The following is a 15,654-nucleotide window of genomic DNA, read 5'->3' as shown; positions in this document are numbered from 1 at the left end:
GACGCGCTCGCATGCGCTCAACGAAGGCCAAGGCATGATCTACCTCCAGACAAAAGAAATGAAGTGCTCCGCTTGCGCACAGACAGATTTTCTGGAAGAGGAAACAAGACTGCCAAGGACTATGCCGTTCAGGAATAACGAATCTGGTAGTTCATTGACCCCCGAATAGTATGAGAAGAGGCACAATAGGTCAATAAAAATTGTTTTGGACTGCTGTCACCCTATAACAATATATTTTGCTGCGCAGTGCAGAGCATGCAAAGGCATCGTTGCACCGGTATCCTTCTTGGAATCAGACGCCGCGTAAAATTACAGAATGCAATTCATTCCGTAGTACGCAAGGGCCAAATAGTGTTTGTTTAGAACGCTTCTAAAAGCCAAATCTAGGCAGCCATGTCGCACCTGAAGATAAATCACGCCAACGCTACTGCCACAGGTTCGTCGTCAAAGTTTATCCGGCCTTTCCAGGATCGAATTTCTCTGTAACGGCTAAGTAATTTGCGGCACTATCCGTATCAACGCCCGTCAGATAAGTTGGTAACTGCCGGCTGGGCCTAAAGCACATGATGGTGGCATTTGCGGCTCAAGATTTTCCCGGGCCGTCGCCTAGGAGCAAACCGTGGATAAACAACCTGAAGCCGGCGGCCATCGTATTCCGTTGTTTTGGTCAGAGAGAAGCGACTATTTTCGCCTGCAAAGGGAGGCAAAGTCATTTGATGTTGAACTCGCGCTTCTAGAGGCACGCGATCAGCCTTCAGACAAGTCCTGGGCGTCGGCGGCTCGTAAGGAGCTTGCAAATGTTTCTCAATACCTCCATGAGAAGAACAACGTGGAGGGCGGCTGGCTTAGTCTGCATGCTGCGAGACGGCACGCTACTCTCGCGCTTAACCCCGAAGAACTTGAGATACGTGCCTCGATTCTGCGGGCTGAAGCGCCAAAGATTGCATCCTGGCGCGGGAGGGAGATGCTCAACCTGCTTTCGCCCAACGTGAAGAAGCCCACAGTCAATCACATAATCAGTGCCATGGCAATCCGTGATGAGTATTTTTCCAATCAGTACCATAAGATTTGGCTCGTGGGCGATCAGCTGATGCTCTTACTTATTAGCTGTTTCGTAGCTGTTCTTATGGTGGTTCCTCTGGTTGTCTTCTCTACCCGGCACCCATATTGCGCGCCGGCTCCATGGGGTTACCAGATGGTGCTAAGTGTGTTGTTCTTCGGCCTATTGGGAGCAGCGTTCAGCGCCGCCGGATCTCTGATGCGCGCGGACGTTACCGCGAAAATTCCCGAACGGGTTTCTAATCAATTCGTGACCAGCGCTCGCGCTTTTTTTGGGTCGGGTACTGGGCTCGCAGGCTATGCGTTCTATCAGTCCAAGCTGCTAGGGATACAAATTGGCGATAACAACCTTCCCGGATGCGGGTTGGCCGTCGCATTTCTTTTCGGATTCGCCGGTGAACGCCTGATCGCCAATGTTTTGGGTACGCTGGGTGCACCCCAGTCCCACAACAACGAGGAGGCGGCCTCCGTGACCCGCCGATAAAGTGACAAGGGCTTTTGGACACCGTTCACATCCTGACCACTGTTGCAGAACACGAAGCCTCTATGATTTCGGGTCGTAACGCAATGAGGGACACGGCACGACTTCGTACTATGCAGATTGACCAGAATCCTTCAGAGCACGGTAAGTACACTTCATCGTGCAGCGACAAGGAGAGGTCTTCCATGCCATTTTTCTTTTCCGGGGCTCCCATCGTGGCCTCTCAGCGGTTCGGCGCTCTTGAAACAGATATCTTTTCCACAGGAGTCACGGGACAGATCGGGGTCTCTTAGGCCAATGCCGCGGGGGCATGAATCAGCCTTTGCCCCTCACGCCGATCAATACGTCTCCGCTGGCGGGCCACTTGGCCGCAATCCAACAATTCGGCACAGTGACACCGCAAACAGAATGTATCCGCAGTGGATATCCAAGGGACCTTAAACATCGCCTACGCAGGGGCGCCGGGGTCGAGTTATCAGCGATTCGAGATCGGGTCTTCCCACACCTATTTACCGGGCGCACCTGTGGCTGCCACTGGCCATCGAGGTTCGTGGGGCATTCAAAGTTCAGTTCTCCCCGAGACCGACGGCTTCGTAATCGGCGCGGAGCGGATTGGACGTTCACTTCGTCCTCGGGAGCGGAATTTGGCAGGAAGTGGAACTCTGGCCACGTCATATCGCCGCTCTAGGAACTCCGGTTGCGGCAGCCACGCAATCCAGTGGATTTGTGGAACTAACAAACCAGACCTACGCTTTTTTCGTCGACAAAACCGGTGCTCTTAACGCATATTCGGTAGACAATACTGGCATTTGGAAGCGTCAGATCATCAGCGCCGAAGGAACATTCTGGCCAAATACGTCTATTGCCGTATCCCAGCAATTCGGCACCGCAGATGGCTTCGTTGGAAGTCAAAATCAACTAGACGTCTTCGAGATCGACGTCAACAGCACTCTGAACGTCAAGTTCGGATTTCGAAAGATCTCTTTTGTCGAGTCTAGGCACTTACACTGTAGCGAGAAATGTAGCGAGTGCCGGTTTAGATTGGCTTGTATTGGTTTAGAAGTGGAAGCGGTAATCCATTGAATAGACAATCGGAACGAATCTCAAACAAACCACTGCGAACGCCCCTTGTAGGTCTGCAAAACCAGTATTCATGGGTTCAAATCCCATTCGGTGCTCCAATAAATCAATAATTTATAGCGATAACGGCAGAGTCCAAACTTATCACTGTGGGGAAAATTGTAGTGATAGCTTTCAACCTTCCCGCTCCCCTTTTCGAGCACTCGTGACACCTGTCCAGGGTCCACCCCTCGGCGACGAGATGCCGCGCTGATTCAGTTTTGCGCGTGATCCCCGCAGACCGAGTTCCTAATGTCATCCGGTGTCTCGGTTACTGCATTCGCTGGATGTCCTGCACCCAATTTGTCTCCCAAGTCTTGCCCTCATCTGGCGAGTCCGCTTGCTCCCAGTGACCGGATGTCGGAGTGATGTTGGACCAGATGAAGCGCGCTCGAACTCGCTTTCCGTTGACCGTATCGTCGCCATAGAAAGTGCCTACGCCATTGTGGAAGCTTCCTATCATGGGTGGATCCAGTGGATCGGATGGTGTCCTGCTGTCGAGCCACCAGATTGACCACTGCTGGGCCTTCGGGTCGAAGGACCGCAGTGCGACACCGCGATACGGTACGCCCGGAACATTGAGCAGTGTATCGTCGACGTTGCTGTGACTTCCCATAAGCGGTTGGTTAAATAATGTGCCTTCGAATTCAATCCACTCGTGACTATTGGCGAGGCGGTGCGTCAGCTTTCGATGATGAGCCTGCCAGTGACCCACAAGGAAATCGAAGTCGTGAAGACCTGGGATTGCACTGTCTGTCTGATTCATCCCGGGGCCCGAATCCTGGTGCGATTGTGCGGCCAACTGTCCAGGCGCTGCCAGACACAAACTTAGCAGAGCGATCATGACTGAACGGTGATGAATACTCACGTTGCCCCTTTTGAATTGCGGAGGTAGCCAATTCTCTACGATGCTTGAACTCCATTTAGATTTACTCAGCTCGTGGCGTTTGTGAATACCCACTTTCTATAGAAGTCTCGATACCACTTTCGAAGAAGCACGGGCCTCTCTTCCGGCAGGTACACAGGGGCAGGATTGGATCCAATATGCAGACCAAAAAGAGAGCATGGATTACCGTCAGAGAAGTCGCGGAACTGCTTCGTTTGAACCAGCACATCGTGATGCGAGATTTGAGGACGGCACCCATCCAGGCAAAAAGATAGGTTCCAAGGGGCGATGTACGAGGAAGGACCTTGAAGCCCATCTCGAACCTCCCCCACTGAATTGAAGCAAGGCTAGCTTCATGGTGTGGTTCCTCGAAGACTGTGCCTTGAGGTCGCTAATAGATTCTCGATTGTCCACGCCGAAGGGAATACGAATGTAGTCCCCCGAATATTTATTGCACCACTTTGTATGCAACTTCTGTATGATAGCCAAAATTAACCCTGCGTTGATGATGTATCTACATTCCTCGATTTTGAGGAATGGCCAACTCTCTTGGTTTGGAGCAGGTACCTATGGCGGATGAGTTGAAGAGCAGATTTATGAGGGCCAGGCTGGCCGCAATCGTCGAGCATGAGCTCCGCGAAGGCGGAAGCGAAGACGCGCGTTCTCACGTTGCAATCGTTCCACGGTTGGGTTACCTGGTGACGATCGGCAATGGAGAGTCAACGACGATTCGGCTGGTCCAGGACTAAGAGCGAGTAGCTCCAGTCGACGCGCGAAAGAGAGTGGAAACTGAGCTGTCGCGTGCGAAGAGTCGATGTTCGCTCGCCTTCAAAACGAACGAGAAACAGCCGACATTAGAATGCGTGTTTGGATCCCGCCCGGTGCGGGGTTGATCCCGTCCGGGCGGGTCCATCTGCGAAACTACGTCCTGGCTGCTGGCGGGTTCTTTCCCGGAACGCGTTCAACTTCGACCTGTTGACGCCGCACCGTATCGTGCACTGTCTCGACACGATTAGAGCCGGTCTTCCCGACGACAACCTCTTCCGCAACACGTGCCGATTTAGAGACGACGGCCTGTTCGGAGGTCTCCAGCACTTCGATCGTCTGATCGGACCAGTCGATGTCCTTCACGAAGTTGGGGTCGCTGACAGCGCGACGAACAACCTCCGCATGCTCTTCGTGCAGGGTCACCTGTTTTTCGACCGGCGTCTCGGTGACGAAGCGTCGGATGCGCGTAGTTCCCTCTTCGACCAGGCGCTTACCCACTTCCAGGTGCTCTTCGGCGAGGCGAATCACCTCGTTCTTCCCCAGGTCCGCGGTGACGGGCTTAGTGGGCACCGCAGCGGCAACAGCTGTCGAAGCAGCAAGCGTTGCAGCGGAAGCCTTCGAGATGACGCCCGTATCGACGGCACGGTCGGTTACGTCGACCAGTTTGTGCTGGTTCAGGATCGCCATCGCTTTCGGAACATCTGCCTCCGCTGCGCGCAGGGTTAGCACGACTCCGCCGGACTCAACTGCTTTTGCATAGACAGTCGCCTCGTGCTGTGCGATGTCGCTCCCAAACATGCGATGCCAGAGGCCAGGCTCGCGCAGGGCGTCCCCGGCCTTGGGAAGATCCGAGCCGCTAAGAATGCTGATGTCGCCATCAGAAAAGCCCGCATGCTGCAGGTTCGTCTCGGCCGCTTGGGCATGTTCCGCTGTGTCAAATAAAGTCACGATCTTTTCGAAGTTGCTCATGGGTGTTTCCTTTCGCGGGTTAACTGCATCGGTTTGAGTCGCCTAATCGGGGACTTCAGAGTGTTCTATGGGAGTGCGGGAGACAAGGACTTCCTGCTTGCGCAGCGTCACCTGCTCTTGATGCCTTTCGGTCGTTTTGATCCGCCGAATATGCACCTCTTCCTTGAGCACCAGGCAGCGTTCCACTTTCAAAACTTCTTCAACGACAGGGATGATCGTGACATCGCCTTCCTGACGTATGGATGGCATAGCCTCGATTGGTCGGTCGACGGGAACGTGCTCGACCTCCACCTTCTCGTGATTCAGCAGCTCATCGACCAGCTGTTGATGGTCATGAGTGACTCGCGATACACGGACCCGTGCTGTTTCTACAACACGTTTGGCAACGGAGAACTGTTCTTCCAAGAGCGGGATGACGGTCTCCCGTTCGGCGTGCGCGGCTGTCGTGTCGACCGCGCCCAATTTATCAAGGGACGGATTCATAGTGAGACCTCGAGGGGAGACGCCAGCCGGGATGGGCGTTCGCTATTTAGCGGTTACCAGTACGGAGATCCGCCGATTGAGTGCGCGGCCCTCCTCCGTGGAGTTGTCCGCCACGGGATTGTGATCGCCATATCCTTTGGCAACCAATCGATTGGGCGCAATACCCATGGTCTCCAACTGGGCGACCACGCTGTCGGCACGATCTTGCGAGAGCTTCTGGTTATGTTTGGCGTCACCGGTGTTATCGGTGTAGCCGCCGACGTTGAGGTGGATGTTAGGACAGGCCTTGAGGGTGGCTGCGACATCGTTGAGTTGATCGGTAGACTGCGGCTGCAGAGTAGCTGAGTCGGTATCGAAGAGCAGACGGTCAAAGTCGAACCACGAGGTTTTGTCGGGTTTGTGAGCAGGATCCTCGATGAATGTAATCAGCTTCCCTTCCATTCCTCGCTCTGGAACCCGCAACGTAGATCCGTCGCATAGCTTGACATCGACCAGCGAGCCCAGATCGGCTCCGTAGGAGGACGTGATTTTGGGCGGGACGGGAGCAACGACTGGCGCTGGGGTAGCAACCGCTACTGGCTCCGGTCGAGAGTGGAACCACCAATAACCAAGCAACAGTGCAGCCACCAGCAGGCCCAGCAACCAAGGCCAGAAGGAACGGCTTTTTTCTACCTGTACTGTCTGGGCGACTACGGGGTTGACGTCTACTTTGTGCGTAGTAACCGTAGCGGTGCCTGCGCTAAATCCCACTGGAAGATGCCCTTGCAGCGCAGCACTTTCCTTTTGCAGAAACCCTGGAAGACTGCTCGCGTTCAAGCTGCCATCGCGGAATTTGTTCCCAAGCAGACTTAGAACGGTCGTACCGCCAAGCGACAGCAGAGTGGAAATTGCCGTTGAGCGCAGTCCGGTCTGACTGCTCAGTGCATCAGTAATGGAGCCAAGTTTGCCGCCGAAGGTGCTGGTGAGCAACTGATTTGCTCCAGAAAGAAACGAGGAGTTGGGGTTGGTGAGAGCGTCATGGGCAAGTGCGGATGTCGCAGCGTTCTCCGGGGTCGACGAAGCCAGTTGAGCAATTTGGCCGATAAAACCCTTATCGTTAGACTTCTGCGCGAGACCACCGAGCACCGCAGCGATCGATGATTGAATGCCGCTGAGGACGGTTCGCTCTGACGCCCCGAAGTGACCGGCAATGCTCTGAACGGCCGAGGTGGGGAACAAGTTGGAAAGAGACGAAAAGTAGGAATCTGGCATGGTTACTGCCTCCTCTAACTGAGAAAAGCTCGAGCCCGCAATCCAATTCCGCAACCGATACTAGACCTTCGGCATCAAAAAAGCGAACGCTGGCAGCCATCTTTTGAAATCTTTTTTTCAAAAGAAATGGCCCAGTTTCAAAGACTCCAAACTCTAACAAAGCGATGAGACATGATCCGCAACAACTCGGCTAACACTAGTTTGCACACTGGAAGATGCAAACACGCCCCGGCAATTCGATACGTCTGCCAAATCGATTGCCCTAACATTAGGGGCAAAAAAGCAGTCTGGGAGATCAACCACTCATAGGTTTACCGTTGCGGCTTTCTTAATACGTTTGATAACTATTTCGTTGTCCGCCGTTGTCCTCACTTGTTCTCTTTCACAGAGAATTTACGATCCATAGCCGGAAGGAGTACAGGAATGAGCAGTGAATCGAAAGTCGCACTTGTCCCACCGTTCACACAGGAGACCGCAATCCTCAAGGTACGTAAGGCCGAAGACGGCTGGAACTCGCGTAATCCGGAGCAGGTCGCCCTCGCTTATACCCTCGACAGCAAGTGGCGCAATCGCTCGGAGTTCGTCACCGGGCGAGAGCAGATCGTGCAGTTTCTCACTCGCAAATGGCAAAAAGAGTTGGACTATCGGCTCATCAAAGAGCTCTGGGCGTTTGGAGGCTCGCGGATCGCAGTCCGGTTCGCGTATGAGTCGCATGATGCAACTGGGCAGTGGTTCCGTTCTTACGGAAATGAAAACTGGGAGTTCGGCGAAGGCGGAATCATGCATCATCGCTATGCGTGCATTAACGATCTTCCAATTAAAGAGAGCGAGCGCCTCTATCATTGGCCGCTCGGTCGGCGTCCAGACGACCACCCAAGCCTTACCGAGCTCGGCCTGTAAGTTAGCAGGCCCTGATCTGCAAGCTTCGCCACCGAGCTACGGGATTGGTTGCGACGTACGCTCTAAGCCTTTCTTTATCTACCCTGCCGCATACTCTCCAACACTCATGCAGTCAGCAGCAGTAGTGTTATCAAATCAACAGTAAAAATAATCCCTCACAGGAGCCTTAATGTTCATCATCGTGCTTGCATTTTTGATCGGTATTGTCGCCGGACTTCGCGCCTTGACCGCACCCGCGGCCGTAAGTTGGGCAGCCCGCCTTGGTCTTCTGCCGCTTCAAGGCACCTCTCTCGCATTTTTAGGTTATGCCGCTACGCCCTACATCTTTACGTTGCTGGCTATCGGGGAGTTGATCAATGACAAGCTGCCGAAGACGCCCAGTCGAAAGGTGCCACCTCAATTCATCACCCGGATCATTACCGGAGCCTTCTCTGGAGCGGCCGTGGGAGCAGCACGTCAATCGTTGATCATCGGGCTCGTCGCCGGCGCTGTCGGTGCGGTAGCGGGTACACTTGGGGGCGCGGCCGTACGCACGAAACTGGCTGAGGCGTTCGGAAAAGACCTTCCTGCGGCTTTACTGGAAGATGCCGTAGCGATCATTCTTGCTATCGTGGTAGTCACGAGACTCTGATGAGACAAGACTTCGATGCAATCATCATCGGTGCTGGACAGGCGGGACCGTCGTTAGCGGGCCGTCTCACACAGGCCGGCTGGACGGTCGCCATGGTCGAACGCAAGCTGTTCGGCGGAACATGCGTGAACGTCGGATGCACTCCGACCAAGGCAATGGTCGCAAGTGCACACGCAGCTCACATCGCACGCCGCGGCAGCGACTTCGGAGTCGTCCGCAAAGAGCCCGTCGTCGTCGATATGAAACAAGTACTGGCTCGCAAGAATGCAATCGTAATGAAGTCCCGCACGGGCGTAGAGGGTTGGTTGCGAGGCATGGAGCGATGCACCGTATTTACAGGAGCAGCGCGCTTCGAGTCTCCCAAGGAGATTCGCGTTGGTGACCAGGTTCTTTACGCAAAAAATATCTTTCTAAACGTCGGTGCGCGGCCGTCCATACCTGATATGCCCGGCGTTCGAGAGGTTCCATTTCTTACCAGCACCACCATCCTCGACCTTGAGGAACTTCCCAAACATCTCATCGTCGTGGGTGGAAGCTACGTAGGGCTTGAATTCGCTCAGATGTACCGACGCTTCGGAGCTGAAGTGACGGTTGTCGAACGCAAGTCGCGGCTCATCCCCAATGAAGATGAGGACCTCTCCTCGGCGGTTCAGGAGATCCTTCAATCTGAGGGGATTCAGCTTCGCCTCGATGCGAACTGTATCCGACTTGAGAACGATGGCGGAGAAGTGGCGGTCGGCCTCGACTGCCTTGAGGGCCATCCTCAGGTCGTAGGATCGCGCATTCTTCTCGCCGCTGGAAGGCGACCAAATACAGATGATCTCGGGCTAACGGCCGCCGGTGTCAAGGCCAATGAGCATGGCTATATCACTGTCGATGATCAGCTGCAAACGTCCGTTCCAGGGATTTGGGCGATCGGAGATTGCAACGGAAGAGGGGCCTTTACCCATACCTCGTACAACGACTTTGAGATCGTAGCGGACAATCTCCTCGACAAAGCCTCTCGGCGCGTCAGTGATCGTATTCCTGTAAGTGCCCTTTACATCGATCCCCCACTGGCACAGGTCGGCCTTACCGAGACGCAAGTGCGCCAGAGTGGACGTGCTGCCCTGATCGGAACTCGCCCAATGACGAAGATCGGGCGCGCCGTTGAGAAGGGAGAGACGCAGGGCTTCATGAAAGTGCTGGTGGACGCAGAAAACAAGAAGATTCTGGGCGCCGCCATCCTCGGAACTGGCGGAGACGAAGCCATTCATTGCATCTTGAGCACCATGTACGCAGGGGCACCTTACACTACTCTCTCTCACGCCGTTCACATTCACCCCACCGTATCGGAACTCATTCCCACGATGCTTCAGTCGATAAAGCCGCTTGATACGAGCGTGAAGTAGGATAGTCGTCGCTGACTCGCAAGAACGAGCAGCTTAGGGTGCAGTCGACTTCAAAAAAATGCTAAAACTATAGGGCATGCCGACTACCAAGCAAATGCTGACGCCTCGTGAAGCCGCTCGCATGTTGGGCGTGAGCTATCCAACCATCAAGCAATGGATCCTGAGCGGAAAGTTGAAGACCGTTCAGACTCCGGGCGGACATCATCGACTGTCAGAGGCGGCCTTGAAGCCATTTCTTACGAAAGACAAGACGAAGCCCACTGCCGAGTCGCGACAGCGTTATCGTCGCGTCAGTGGCAGGAATCAACTTGCAGGCAAAGTCGTCAGTATCCACATACAGGGTCTTCTGGCGGAAGTGGTTCTTTCAGTAGCGGACACACATGTCACAGCGATCATCACCTCAAACGCTGTGCGCGAGCTTCAATTGAAAAAGGGTGATCTTGCAGCTGCTCTTATCAAGTCGACCGACGTGATGATTGAGCGCCTCGACGATCCTTCTTAGTTGCAATCGGTGTCCCAGCCGGCCGATCTGCGAATCGTTTGACTATACGATTTGAATCGAATAACTTCGTAGTATTCAGTGGGACACGTGCGGGGAGGCCAGTCTTCAGCTCGACTGTTCGCTAATCCTTGTTGTAACCGAACGCACCTCAAACCTGCGTTTCCAGGAGCGATTTTCATGAAGCTTCGCCGCCTCTCTTGCGCCCTCTTCATTGTTACCTTGTTCGATGGAGCGATAGTATCCGCCCAGATCGCGGCCGATTTGAAAGGCCGCGTTCTCGATCCCTCTGGTGCTTCCATCGCAAACGCAGCGGTGGAGTTGACCGAATCCTCAACGAACCTGCATCGATATACGACTACCTCCAGCTCGGGCGATTATCTTTTCATCCATCTCAATCCGGGATCTTATAGTGTCGAGGTGAAAGCTTCCGGCTTTAAGACTCTCAATCGCGAAGGCGTTTCACTCTTCATCGGACAGACCGTTAGTCTCGATCTCAATCTCAGCCCCGGGGGCGATCAGCATGTTGTAACCGTCAACAGTGATGCTCCGCTCCTGCAGGCCGAGACCAGCACCATTCAGACCACGATCCCTGGCATCATCATCGCCTCCACCCCGCTCAATACACGAAACTTCATTCAGCTCACAACACTGGCTCCAGGTGTTGAGTTGCCTCCGGGAACCTTGCTTCCTCGCATCAACGGCGGCCGTCCCCGCACCAACGAATACATCTATGACGGCATCTCTGCATTGCAGCCTGAGCCCGGCCAGGTCGCCTACTTCCCTATCCTCGATGACATCGCGCAATTCACCATCGAAGCGAATAACGTGCCCGCTGAATTCGGACGCTTCAACGGTGGCGTAGTCAACGTCGCCACTCGCTCGGGCTCTAACACCGTACATGGCAGCCTCTTTGAGTATCTTCGCAATGAAGATCTCAACGCCCGCAACTACTTCGCCCCGACGGGACCAAAGCCCGAGTATCGACGCAATCTCTACGGCGCCACCCTTGGTGCACCCATCCTCCACGACCGCCTCTTTTTCTTCGGCGACTACCAAGGGGTCAAGCAGTTCATCGGCCGCACACTTACCTCGACGATTCCAACCGTTAACGAGCGTAACGGAATCTTCACTGGCGTCTCAAAGATCTACAATCCCGCTACGACAACTATCATTAACGGGAAGAATGTCCGTCAGGAGTTTCCCGGCGACGTCATTAACATACCGTTTGATCCCGCGGCAAAGGCTCTCCTCGCCCGCTTCCCCACCCCAACCAAAGGCGCCGCTGCCAATAACTACACTCGCACCGCGAACGACGCCGACCATCAGAACCAATTCGACGTTCGCATCGATGGAGCTTACGGAACTCGTGACCACGCCTTCGGCCGCTACTCCTACTACAACGAGGTAGAAGATCCAGTTACTCCATTGCCTGATGGCAGCGGTCTAATTAGTGGTGCAGCTCTCGGCACTGGCGGCGTTCCGGGCCTGTCCAACGTGCGCGGACAACAAGTCGTCGCCAATGAGAACCATGTCTTTTCCCCACGTCTCGTCAACAACCTCACCGGCGGCTACACCCGCCGCAGCAACAACATCATCGGTCCTGACCTCGACGACACAGCTTCGAACGCGCTCGGCATCCCCGGTATCCCCACCAATGCGGCTTTCAACAATGCCCTTCCTCTTTTCACGTTGACTGGCTTCCAACAGCTCGGTCCCTCTGCAAGCACCTTCGCAAACTTTCAAACCTCTGTCTGGCAGATGGTCGACACCGTCGTCTACACTCGCGGCGCACATGCCATCAAAGCCGGCATCGATTTCCGCTGGTATCAGCTCAACACCGTCTCGCCGCCCAACCCCACAGGCTCCTTCGCCTTTACAACCACCGGAACCAACCAACAGGGAATCACCAACAGTGGCAACTCCGTTGCCAGCTTCCTTCTCGGTCAAGTCGACACCTTCCAGATCGACCTTCAACAAGCCAAAATCCGCCCCCGCGACTATATCGAAGAATACTTTTTACAAGATGACTGGAAGGCATCCAATCGTCTTACGCTCAACATCGGAGCACGTTGGACGCTCCACCATCCATCGACCGAAAAGAACAATCAGGGAGCGGTCTTCAACCTCGGTACTCAGCAGCTTGACTACGTGGGTGTCGACGGGAACCCACGCAGCGCCCGCGAACTTCACTACGACAATGTGGCTCCTCGTGTCGGATTCACTTACATGCTCAATGAAAAGACCGTCGTCCGTTCCGGCTTTGGCATTGTCTTCATCGACCAATCCGGCATCACGACGCCCTTCACTGTTCCACAGTTCCCTTTCATACAGAGCGTCACGCAGAAGACACAGGATAGTGTCAACGCAGCATTCGCACTATCGCACGGCCCCTCAATCACCCCCATTCCACTTAACCAAAACGCCGGCCTTGGACAAAGCGTCTATACCGTTGATCGCGGCGCTGGTTCCGGATACGTCCAGCAGTGGAATCTCGCTGTCCAGCACGCAGTAACCAACAATCTCTCCGTTGAGGTCGCGTACGTAGGATCGAATATCATTCACGTTGGCATTCCCGACTCCAACCTAAACCAGCTCACCGCCGCCCAGCTCGCAGAGGGCCAGGCCCTGCTGACTCCAGTCACAAACCCTTACTTCGGCCAGCTTCCCCCTTCCAGTTCACTTGACACGAAGACCATTGCCGCCGCGCAGCTCATCAAGCCTTATCCTCGCTTCCAGAACGTCGCTACCTATCGCCACAACTCCGGCACCACCAACTACAACGCGATTCAGACCAAAGCCGAGCAGCGCTTCTCTCACGGCATCTCGTTCCTATTCGCTTACACTCACTCCAAACTCATCGATGATGCTTCCTCGGTCTTCTCTTCCACCGTTCTTTCCTCGCCCAACACAAGTTCACTCATCGCAGCAGATACTTTCCGCCCCTATCTGGAACGTGACTCCTCCAGCGGCGATATGCCCGACGTCACCTCTTTCAGCGGCATCTACGATCTGCCCGCCGGCCGCGGCCACCGCTTCGCGTCAAGTGGCATCGGCAATGCGATTCTCGGTGGATGGAGCCTAAACTCAATTCTGTCGCTGCAGTCTGGGATGCCGGTCACGGTCACTCAGGCCACGAACAACAACTCTTTCGCCGGCTTCTCACTTCAACGCCCCAACATCGTCGGAAATCCGAAACTAGCCGCTAATGTGCGTTCTCCCGCGCACTACTTCAACACCGCGGCATTCGGGACCGCCCCACAGTTCGTCATTGGCAGCGCATCCCGCAATCCAGTTCGCGGCCCAGCCTACCGCGACCTCGACGTCTCCCTGATCAAACGCACCCGACTCGTTGAAAAGGCCGACCTCGAGTTCCGTGCCGAGATGTTTAACGTCACCAACACGCCAGAGTTCTCGCAGCCCAACGGCAGCTTCGGGTCCGCCGCGTTCGGTACGATCACTTCGACTACAACCGACCCTCGTGTCGTGCAATTTGCGATTCGAATAAGCCGATAGTTAGGGTTTCGTCACATCGTTAGAACATGTCCGATGTAAGATGCCAGCTATTTCGGATTTTCGACGGAGTTCTGAATGCTCTCTGCGCTTTTGTACTCGCGCGTGGCATCTTCTTTGCGGCCCAAAGCACGGTAAGCCTGACCAAGCAGCAGATGAGTGAGATGGTTATTTGGATCCATGTGCTCTGCACGCATCAGATAATTAAGCGCCGTCAAAGCATCATCCCGTTTCAACAGAACCTGCCCGAGCAGTATGTAGGGCCCGGTAGAATTCGGCTCCAGGAGGAGCGCACAGTTCAAAGCCTGTTGTGCATCTTCGTAGCGCAACGCTCGCAAGTAGGAATCACCCAGGCGCTCATAAACCTCTCCGTCCATCGGATTGATCTTCCGTTCGGCTTCAAACTCGACAACGGCTTCAGCCGCCTGCGACCGCGATAGTGCAAGCTGTCCCAGCAGCAGATGCGCCAAAGGTAATCTCGGCTCAATTTCGAGTGCTTTGCGTGTCATCTGTTCGGACTCGACTGGGTAATTGCGGCGGAGCAGCATACGTCCCATAAACAAATACGATGCAGCCGAATCAACTGGGAGCTTGTACTGTTGGGCAAAGATGCGGCGCGCGTCGTCATACCGATGGACGTCGAGGTAACAGACCGCCAAAACATAGGTGCCATCAGCGTTGTCGCTTGCTATGGGAGTATTCGCACGTTCGAGAAGAGGAATTGCCGCTGCCGGTTGTCCCATTCGATAAAGCGTCACGCCGCGCATCTGCGTAGCTTGGAGATCTTTGGGATCTTGCATGATTGCTTTTTCGAAGGCCGAATTCGCGGCGGCAAATTCATTGCGCTGGTAGTGAATCATCCCGCGCATACGCTCTACTCCCGCTGGTTCCGGTTGCTGGCTGGCCAATGAATCTAACCGCGTCTCCGCTTCACTCAACTGACCACGAGAGATCAACCGCTGTACCTCGTTAGTCGGAATCGCGCTGCCCTGAGACGAGTGGGTTGAACTCTCTAATCCACTTGTACCTAAGTTCTGCTGAGCGTTCCCATGAACGATAGAAACCATTCCCACAGAGCAAACAAAGCAAAGCTTCATCAATTCAAGATGTCTGCCGGAACGCCAGGCGATAAGCGACATATCTAAAAGAGCGCTCCGGCTACCTGTTCCGCCACGTTTCTCGCCTCATCACTCAAGCCGTTCACACTCGAGATGGGCTGCATAGCTGAGCTTCGCTTGAGATCAATGACAAACGCCCGGTCACGAACCCGGCCGATGATCTGTTCTCCCCCATTGGCCGAGCCATTGGTCGTGACACAATGAACCGCCTCATTGCCAATTCCCTTCAGAGGAACCGCGGTACCGCTACATCGAGCAAGGTACGTGGCAAAATCCTTCGCGGGGAGAGCCATCGTATGCACAGCGATCGTCAATACGAAAACAGCAGAGTGCTCAGTGCGTTTGAATTCACAGGTAGTATCGCCCTGCGGCGTCAGTGCAGCGACGTTCGCCTGTACTTCACCGCCCAAGACGCCGGCAGCGGTTGCGGCATTTAGCCATGGACACTGCGTTTCAGCTAGACATCGCGGCGGCGCAATGAATGTTACAATTACTACCGCAAACACAACTGCCATCCAACTTTTTTTGCTCACAACTTCTCCACTCACCGCAATCCCCACCCATTGAGAACGTATCTTATCTTAGA

Annotated in this window: 14 protein-coding genes; 8 read left to right on the top strand and 6 right to left on the bottom strand. The window is 54.6% G+C overall.

Annotated features, from left to right (window positions below; all coding sequences use genetic code 11):
* Positions 1-619: 619 nt before the first annotated feature.
* Positions 620-1,543: a hypothetical protein gene (locus tag RBB77_RS08470; protein WP_353066432.1), complete on the top strand. Its 924-nt coding sequence runs from the start codon at positions 620-622 to the stop codon at positions 1,541-1,543.
* A gap of 609 nt (positions 1,544-2,152) precedes the next feature.
* Positions 2,153-2,623: a hypothetical protein gene (locus tag RBB77_RS08465; protein ID WP_353066430.1), complete on the top strand. Its 471-nt coding sequence runs from the start codon at positions 2,153-2,155 to the stop codon at positions 2,621-2,623.
* Between the two features lie 307 nt (positions 2,624-2,930).
* On the opposite strand, the gene RBB77_RS08460 is transcribed toward RBB77_RS08465, so the two are convergent.
* Positions 2,931-3,425 (bottom strand): hypothetical protein, encoded by a 495-nt coding sequence (locus RBB77_RS08460; protein ID WP_353066428.1) that lies wholly within the window; start codon positions 3,423-3,425, stop codon positions 2,931-2,933.
* Between the two features lie 656 nt (positions 3,426-4,081).
* On the opposite strand from RBB77_RS08460, the gene RBB77_RS08455 reads away from it, so the two are divergent.
* Complete coding sequence (locus tag RBB77_RS08455; RefSeq protein ID WP_353066426.1) at positions 4,082-4,294, top strand: hypothetical protein; 213 nt, start codon at positions 4,082-4,084, stop codon at positions 4,292-4,294.
* Between the two features lie 172 nt (positions 4,295-4,466).
* Here the strand turns inward: RBB77_RS08455 and RBB77_RS08450 are convergent, their stop codons facing one another.
* Genes RBB77_RS08450 through RBB77_RS08440 form a run of 3 tightly spaced genes read right to left on the bottom strand, consistent with a single transcriptional unit; the run spans position 4,467 to position 7,016 of the window.
* Positions 4,467-5,282, bottom strand: a complete 816-nt coding sequence (locus tag RBB77_RS08450; protein WP_353066425.1) for a YsnF/AvaK domain-containing protein — start codon at positions 5,280-5,282, stop codon at positions 4,467-4,469.
* Between the two features lie 42 nt (positions 5,283-5,324).
* A complete protein-coding gene (locus tag RBB77_RS08445; RefSeq protein WP_353066423.1) occupies positions 5,325-5,765 on the bottom strand; it encodes a YsnF/AvaK domain-containing protein in 441 nt (146 codons plus the stop codon).
* Positions 5,766-5,807: 42 nt separating this feature from the next.
* Positions 5,808-7,016, bottom strand: coding sequence for an OmpA family protein (locus RBB77_RS08440; protein ID WP_353066421.1), 1,209 nt, complete (start codon positions 7,014-7,016; stop codon positions 5,808-5,810).
* Between the two features lie 423 nt (positions 7,017-7,439).
* Here RBB77_RS08440 and RBB77_RS08435 point away from each other — a divergent pair, with 423 nt between their 5' ends.
* The 5 genes from RBB77_RS08435 (at position 7,440) to RBB77_RS08415 (ending at position 13,953) form a co-directional block, all read left to right on the top strand.
* Positions 7,440-7,916: a nuclear transport factor 2 family protein gene (locus RBB77_RS08435; RefSeq protein WP_353066419.1), complete on the top strand. Its 477-nt coding sequence runs from the start codon at positions 7,440-7,442 to the stop codon at positions 7,914-7,916.
* Positions 7,917-8,085: 169 nt separating this feature from the next.
* On the top strand, positions 8,086-8,547 hold the full coding sequence (locus RBB77_RS08430) for a DUF4126 domain-containing protein (RefSeq protein ID WP_353066417.1): 462 nt from the start codon (positions 8,086-8,088) through the stop codon (positions 8,545-8,547).
* Entirely contained in the window at positions 8,547-9,938 is a 1,392-nt protein-coding gene (locus RBB77_RS08425; protein ID WP_353066415.1) for an FAD-containing oxidoreductase, read from the top strand. Before RBB77_RS08430 ends, RBB77_RS08425 begins: the two co-directional genes overlap by 1 nt.
* 76 nt (positions 9,939-10,014) lie before the next feature.
* Positions 10,015-10,440, top strand: a complete 426-nt coding sequence (locus RBB77_RS08420) for a TOBE domain-containing protein (RefSeq protein WP_353066414.1) — start codon at positions 10,015-10,017, stop codon at positions 10,438-10,440.
* A gap of 177 nt (positions 10,441-10,617) precedes the next feature.
* On the top strand, positions 10,618-13,953 hold the full coding sequence (locus RBB77_RS08415; RefSeq protein ID WP_353066412.1) for a TonB-dependent receptor: 3,336 nt from the start codon (positions 10,618-10,620) through the stop codon (positions 13,951-13,953).
* A gap of 47 nt (positions 13,954-14,000) precedes the next feature.
* Here RBB77_RS08415 and RBB77_RS08410 read toward each other — a convergent pair whose 3' ends face one another.
* Positions 14,001-15,017 (bottom strand): tetratricopeptide repeat protein, encoded by a 1,017-nt coding sequence (locus tag RBB77_RS08410; protein WP_353067595.1) that lies wholly within the window; start codon positions 15,015-15,017, stop codon positions 14,001-14,003.
* Between the two features lie 74 nt (positions 15,018-15,091).
* Entirely contained in the window at positions 15,092-15,601 is a 510-nt protein-coding gene (locus tag RBB77_RS08405; protein ID WP_353066410.1) for a hypothetical protein, read from the bottom strand.
* Positions 15,602-15,654: the final 53 nt, after the last annotated feature.

The sequence above is a fragment of the Tunturibacter psychrotolerans genome (assembly GCF_040359615.1).
Classification (GTDB): domain Bacteria; phylum Acidobacteriota; class Terriglobia; order Terriglobales; family Acidobacteriaceae; genus Edaphobacter; species Edaphobacter psychrotolerans.
This window is presented reverse-complemented; position numbering and strand designations above follow the sequence as displayed.

Excerpts from the sequence above, each read along its gene's own strand:
- RBB77_RS08460 (WP_353066428.1), bottom strand. The coding sequence starts at position 3,425 with ATGAATCAGACAGACAGTGCAATCCCAGGTCTTCACGACTTCGATTTC.
- RBB77_RS08455 (WP_353066426.1), top strand. The coding sequence starts at position 4,082 with ATGGCCAACTCTCTTGGTTTGGAGCAGGTACCTATGGCGGATGAGTTG.
- RBB77_RS08450 (WP_353066425.1), bottom strand. The coding sequence starts at position 5,282 with ATGAGCAACTTCGAAAAGATCGTGACTTTATTTGACACAGCGGAACAT.
- RBB77_RS08445 (WP_353066423.1), bottom strand. The coding sequence starts at position 5,765 with ATGAATCCGTCCCTTGATAAATTGGGCGCGGTCGACACGACAGCCGCG.
- RBB77_RS08440 (WP_353066421.1), bottom strand. The coding sequence starts at position 7,016 with ATGCCAGATTCCTACTTTTCGTCTCTTTCCAACTTGTTCCCCACCTCG.
- RBB77_RS08435 (WP_353066419.1), top strand. The coding sequence starts at position 7,440 with ATGAGCAGTGAATCGAAAGTCGCACTTGTCCCACCGTTCACACAGGAG.
- RBB77_RS08430 (WP_353066417.1), top strand. The coding sequence starts at position 8,086 with ATGTTCATCATCGTGCTTGCATTTTTGATCGGTATTGTCGCCGGACTT.
- RBB77_RS08425 (WP_353066415.1), top strand. The coding sequence starts at position 8,547 with ATGAGACAAGACTTCGATGCAATCATCATCGGTGCTGGACAGGCGGGA.
- RBB77_RS08420 (WP_353066414.1), top strand. The coding sequence starts at position 10,015 with ATGCCGACTACCAAGCAAATGCTGACGCCTCGTGAAGCCGCTCGCATG.
- RBB77_RS08415 (WP_353066412.1), top strand. The coding sequence starts at position 10,618 with ATGAAGCTTCGCCGCCTCTCTTGCGCCCTCTTCATTGTTACCTTGTTC.
- RBB77_RS08410 (WP_353067595.1), bottom strand. The coding sequence starts at position 15,017 with ATGGTTTCTATCGTTCATGGGAACGCTCAGCAGAACTTAGGTACAAGT.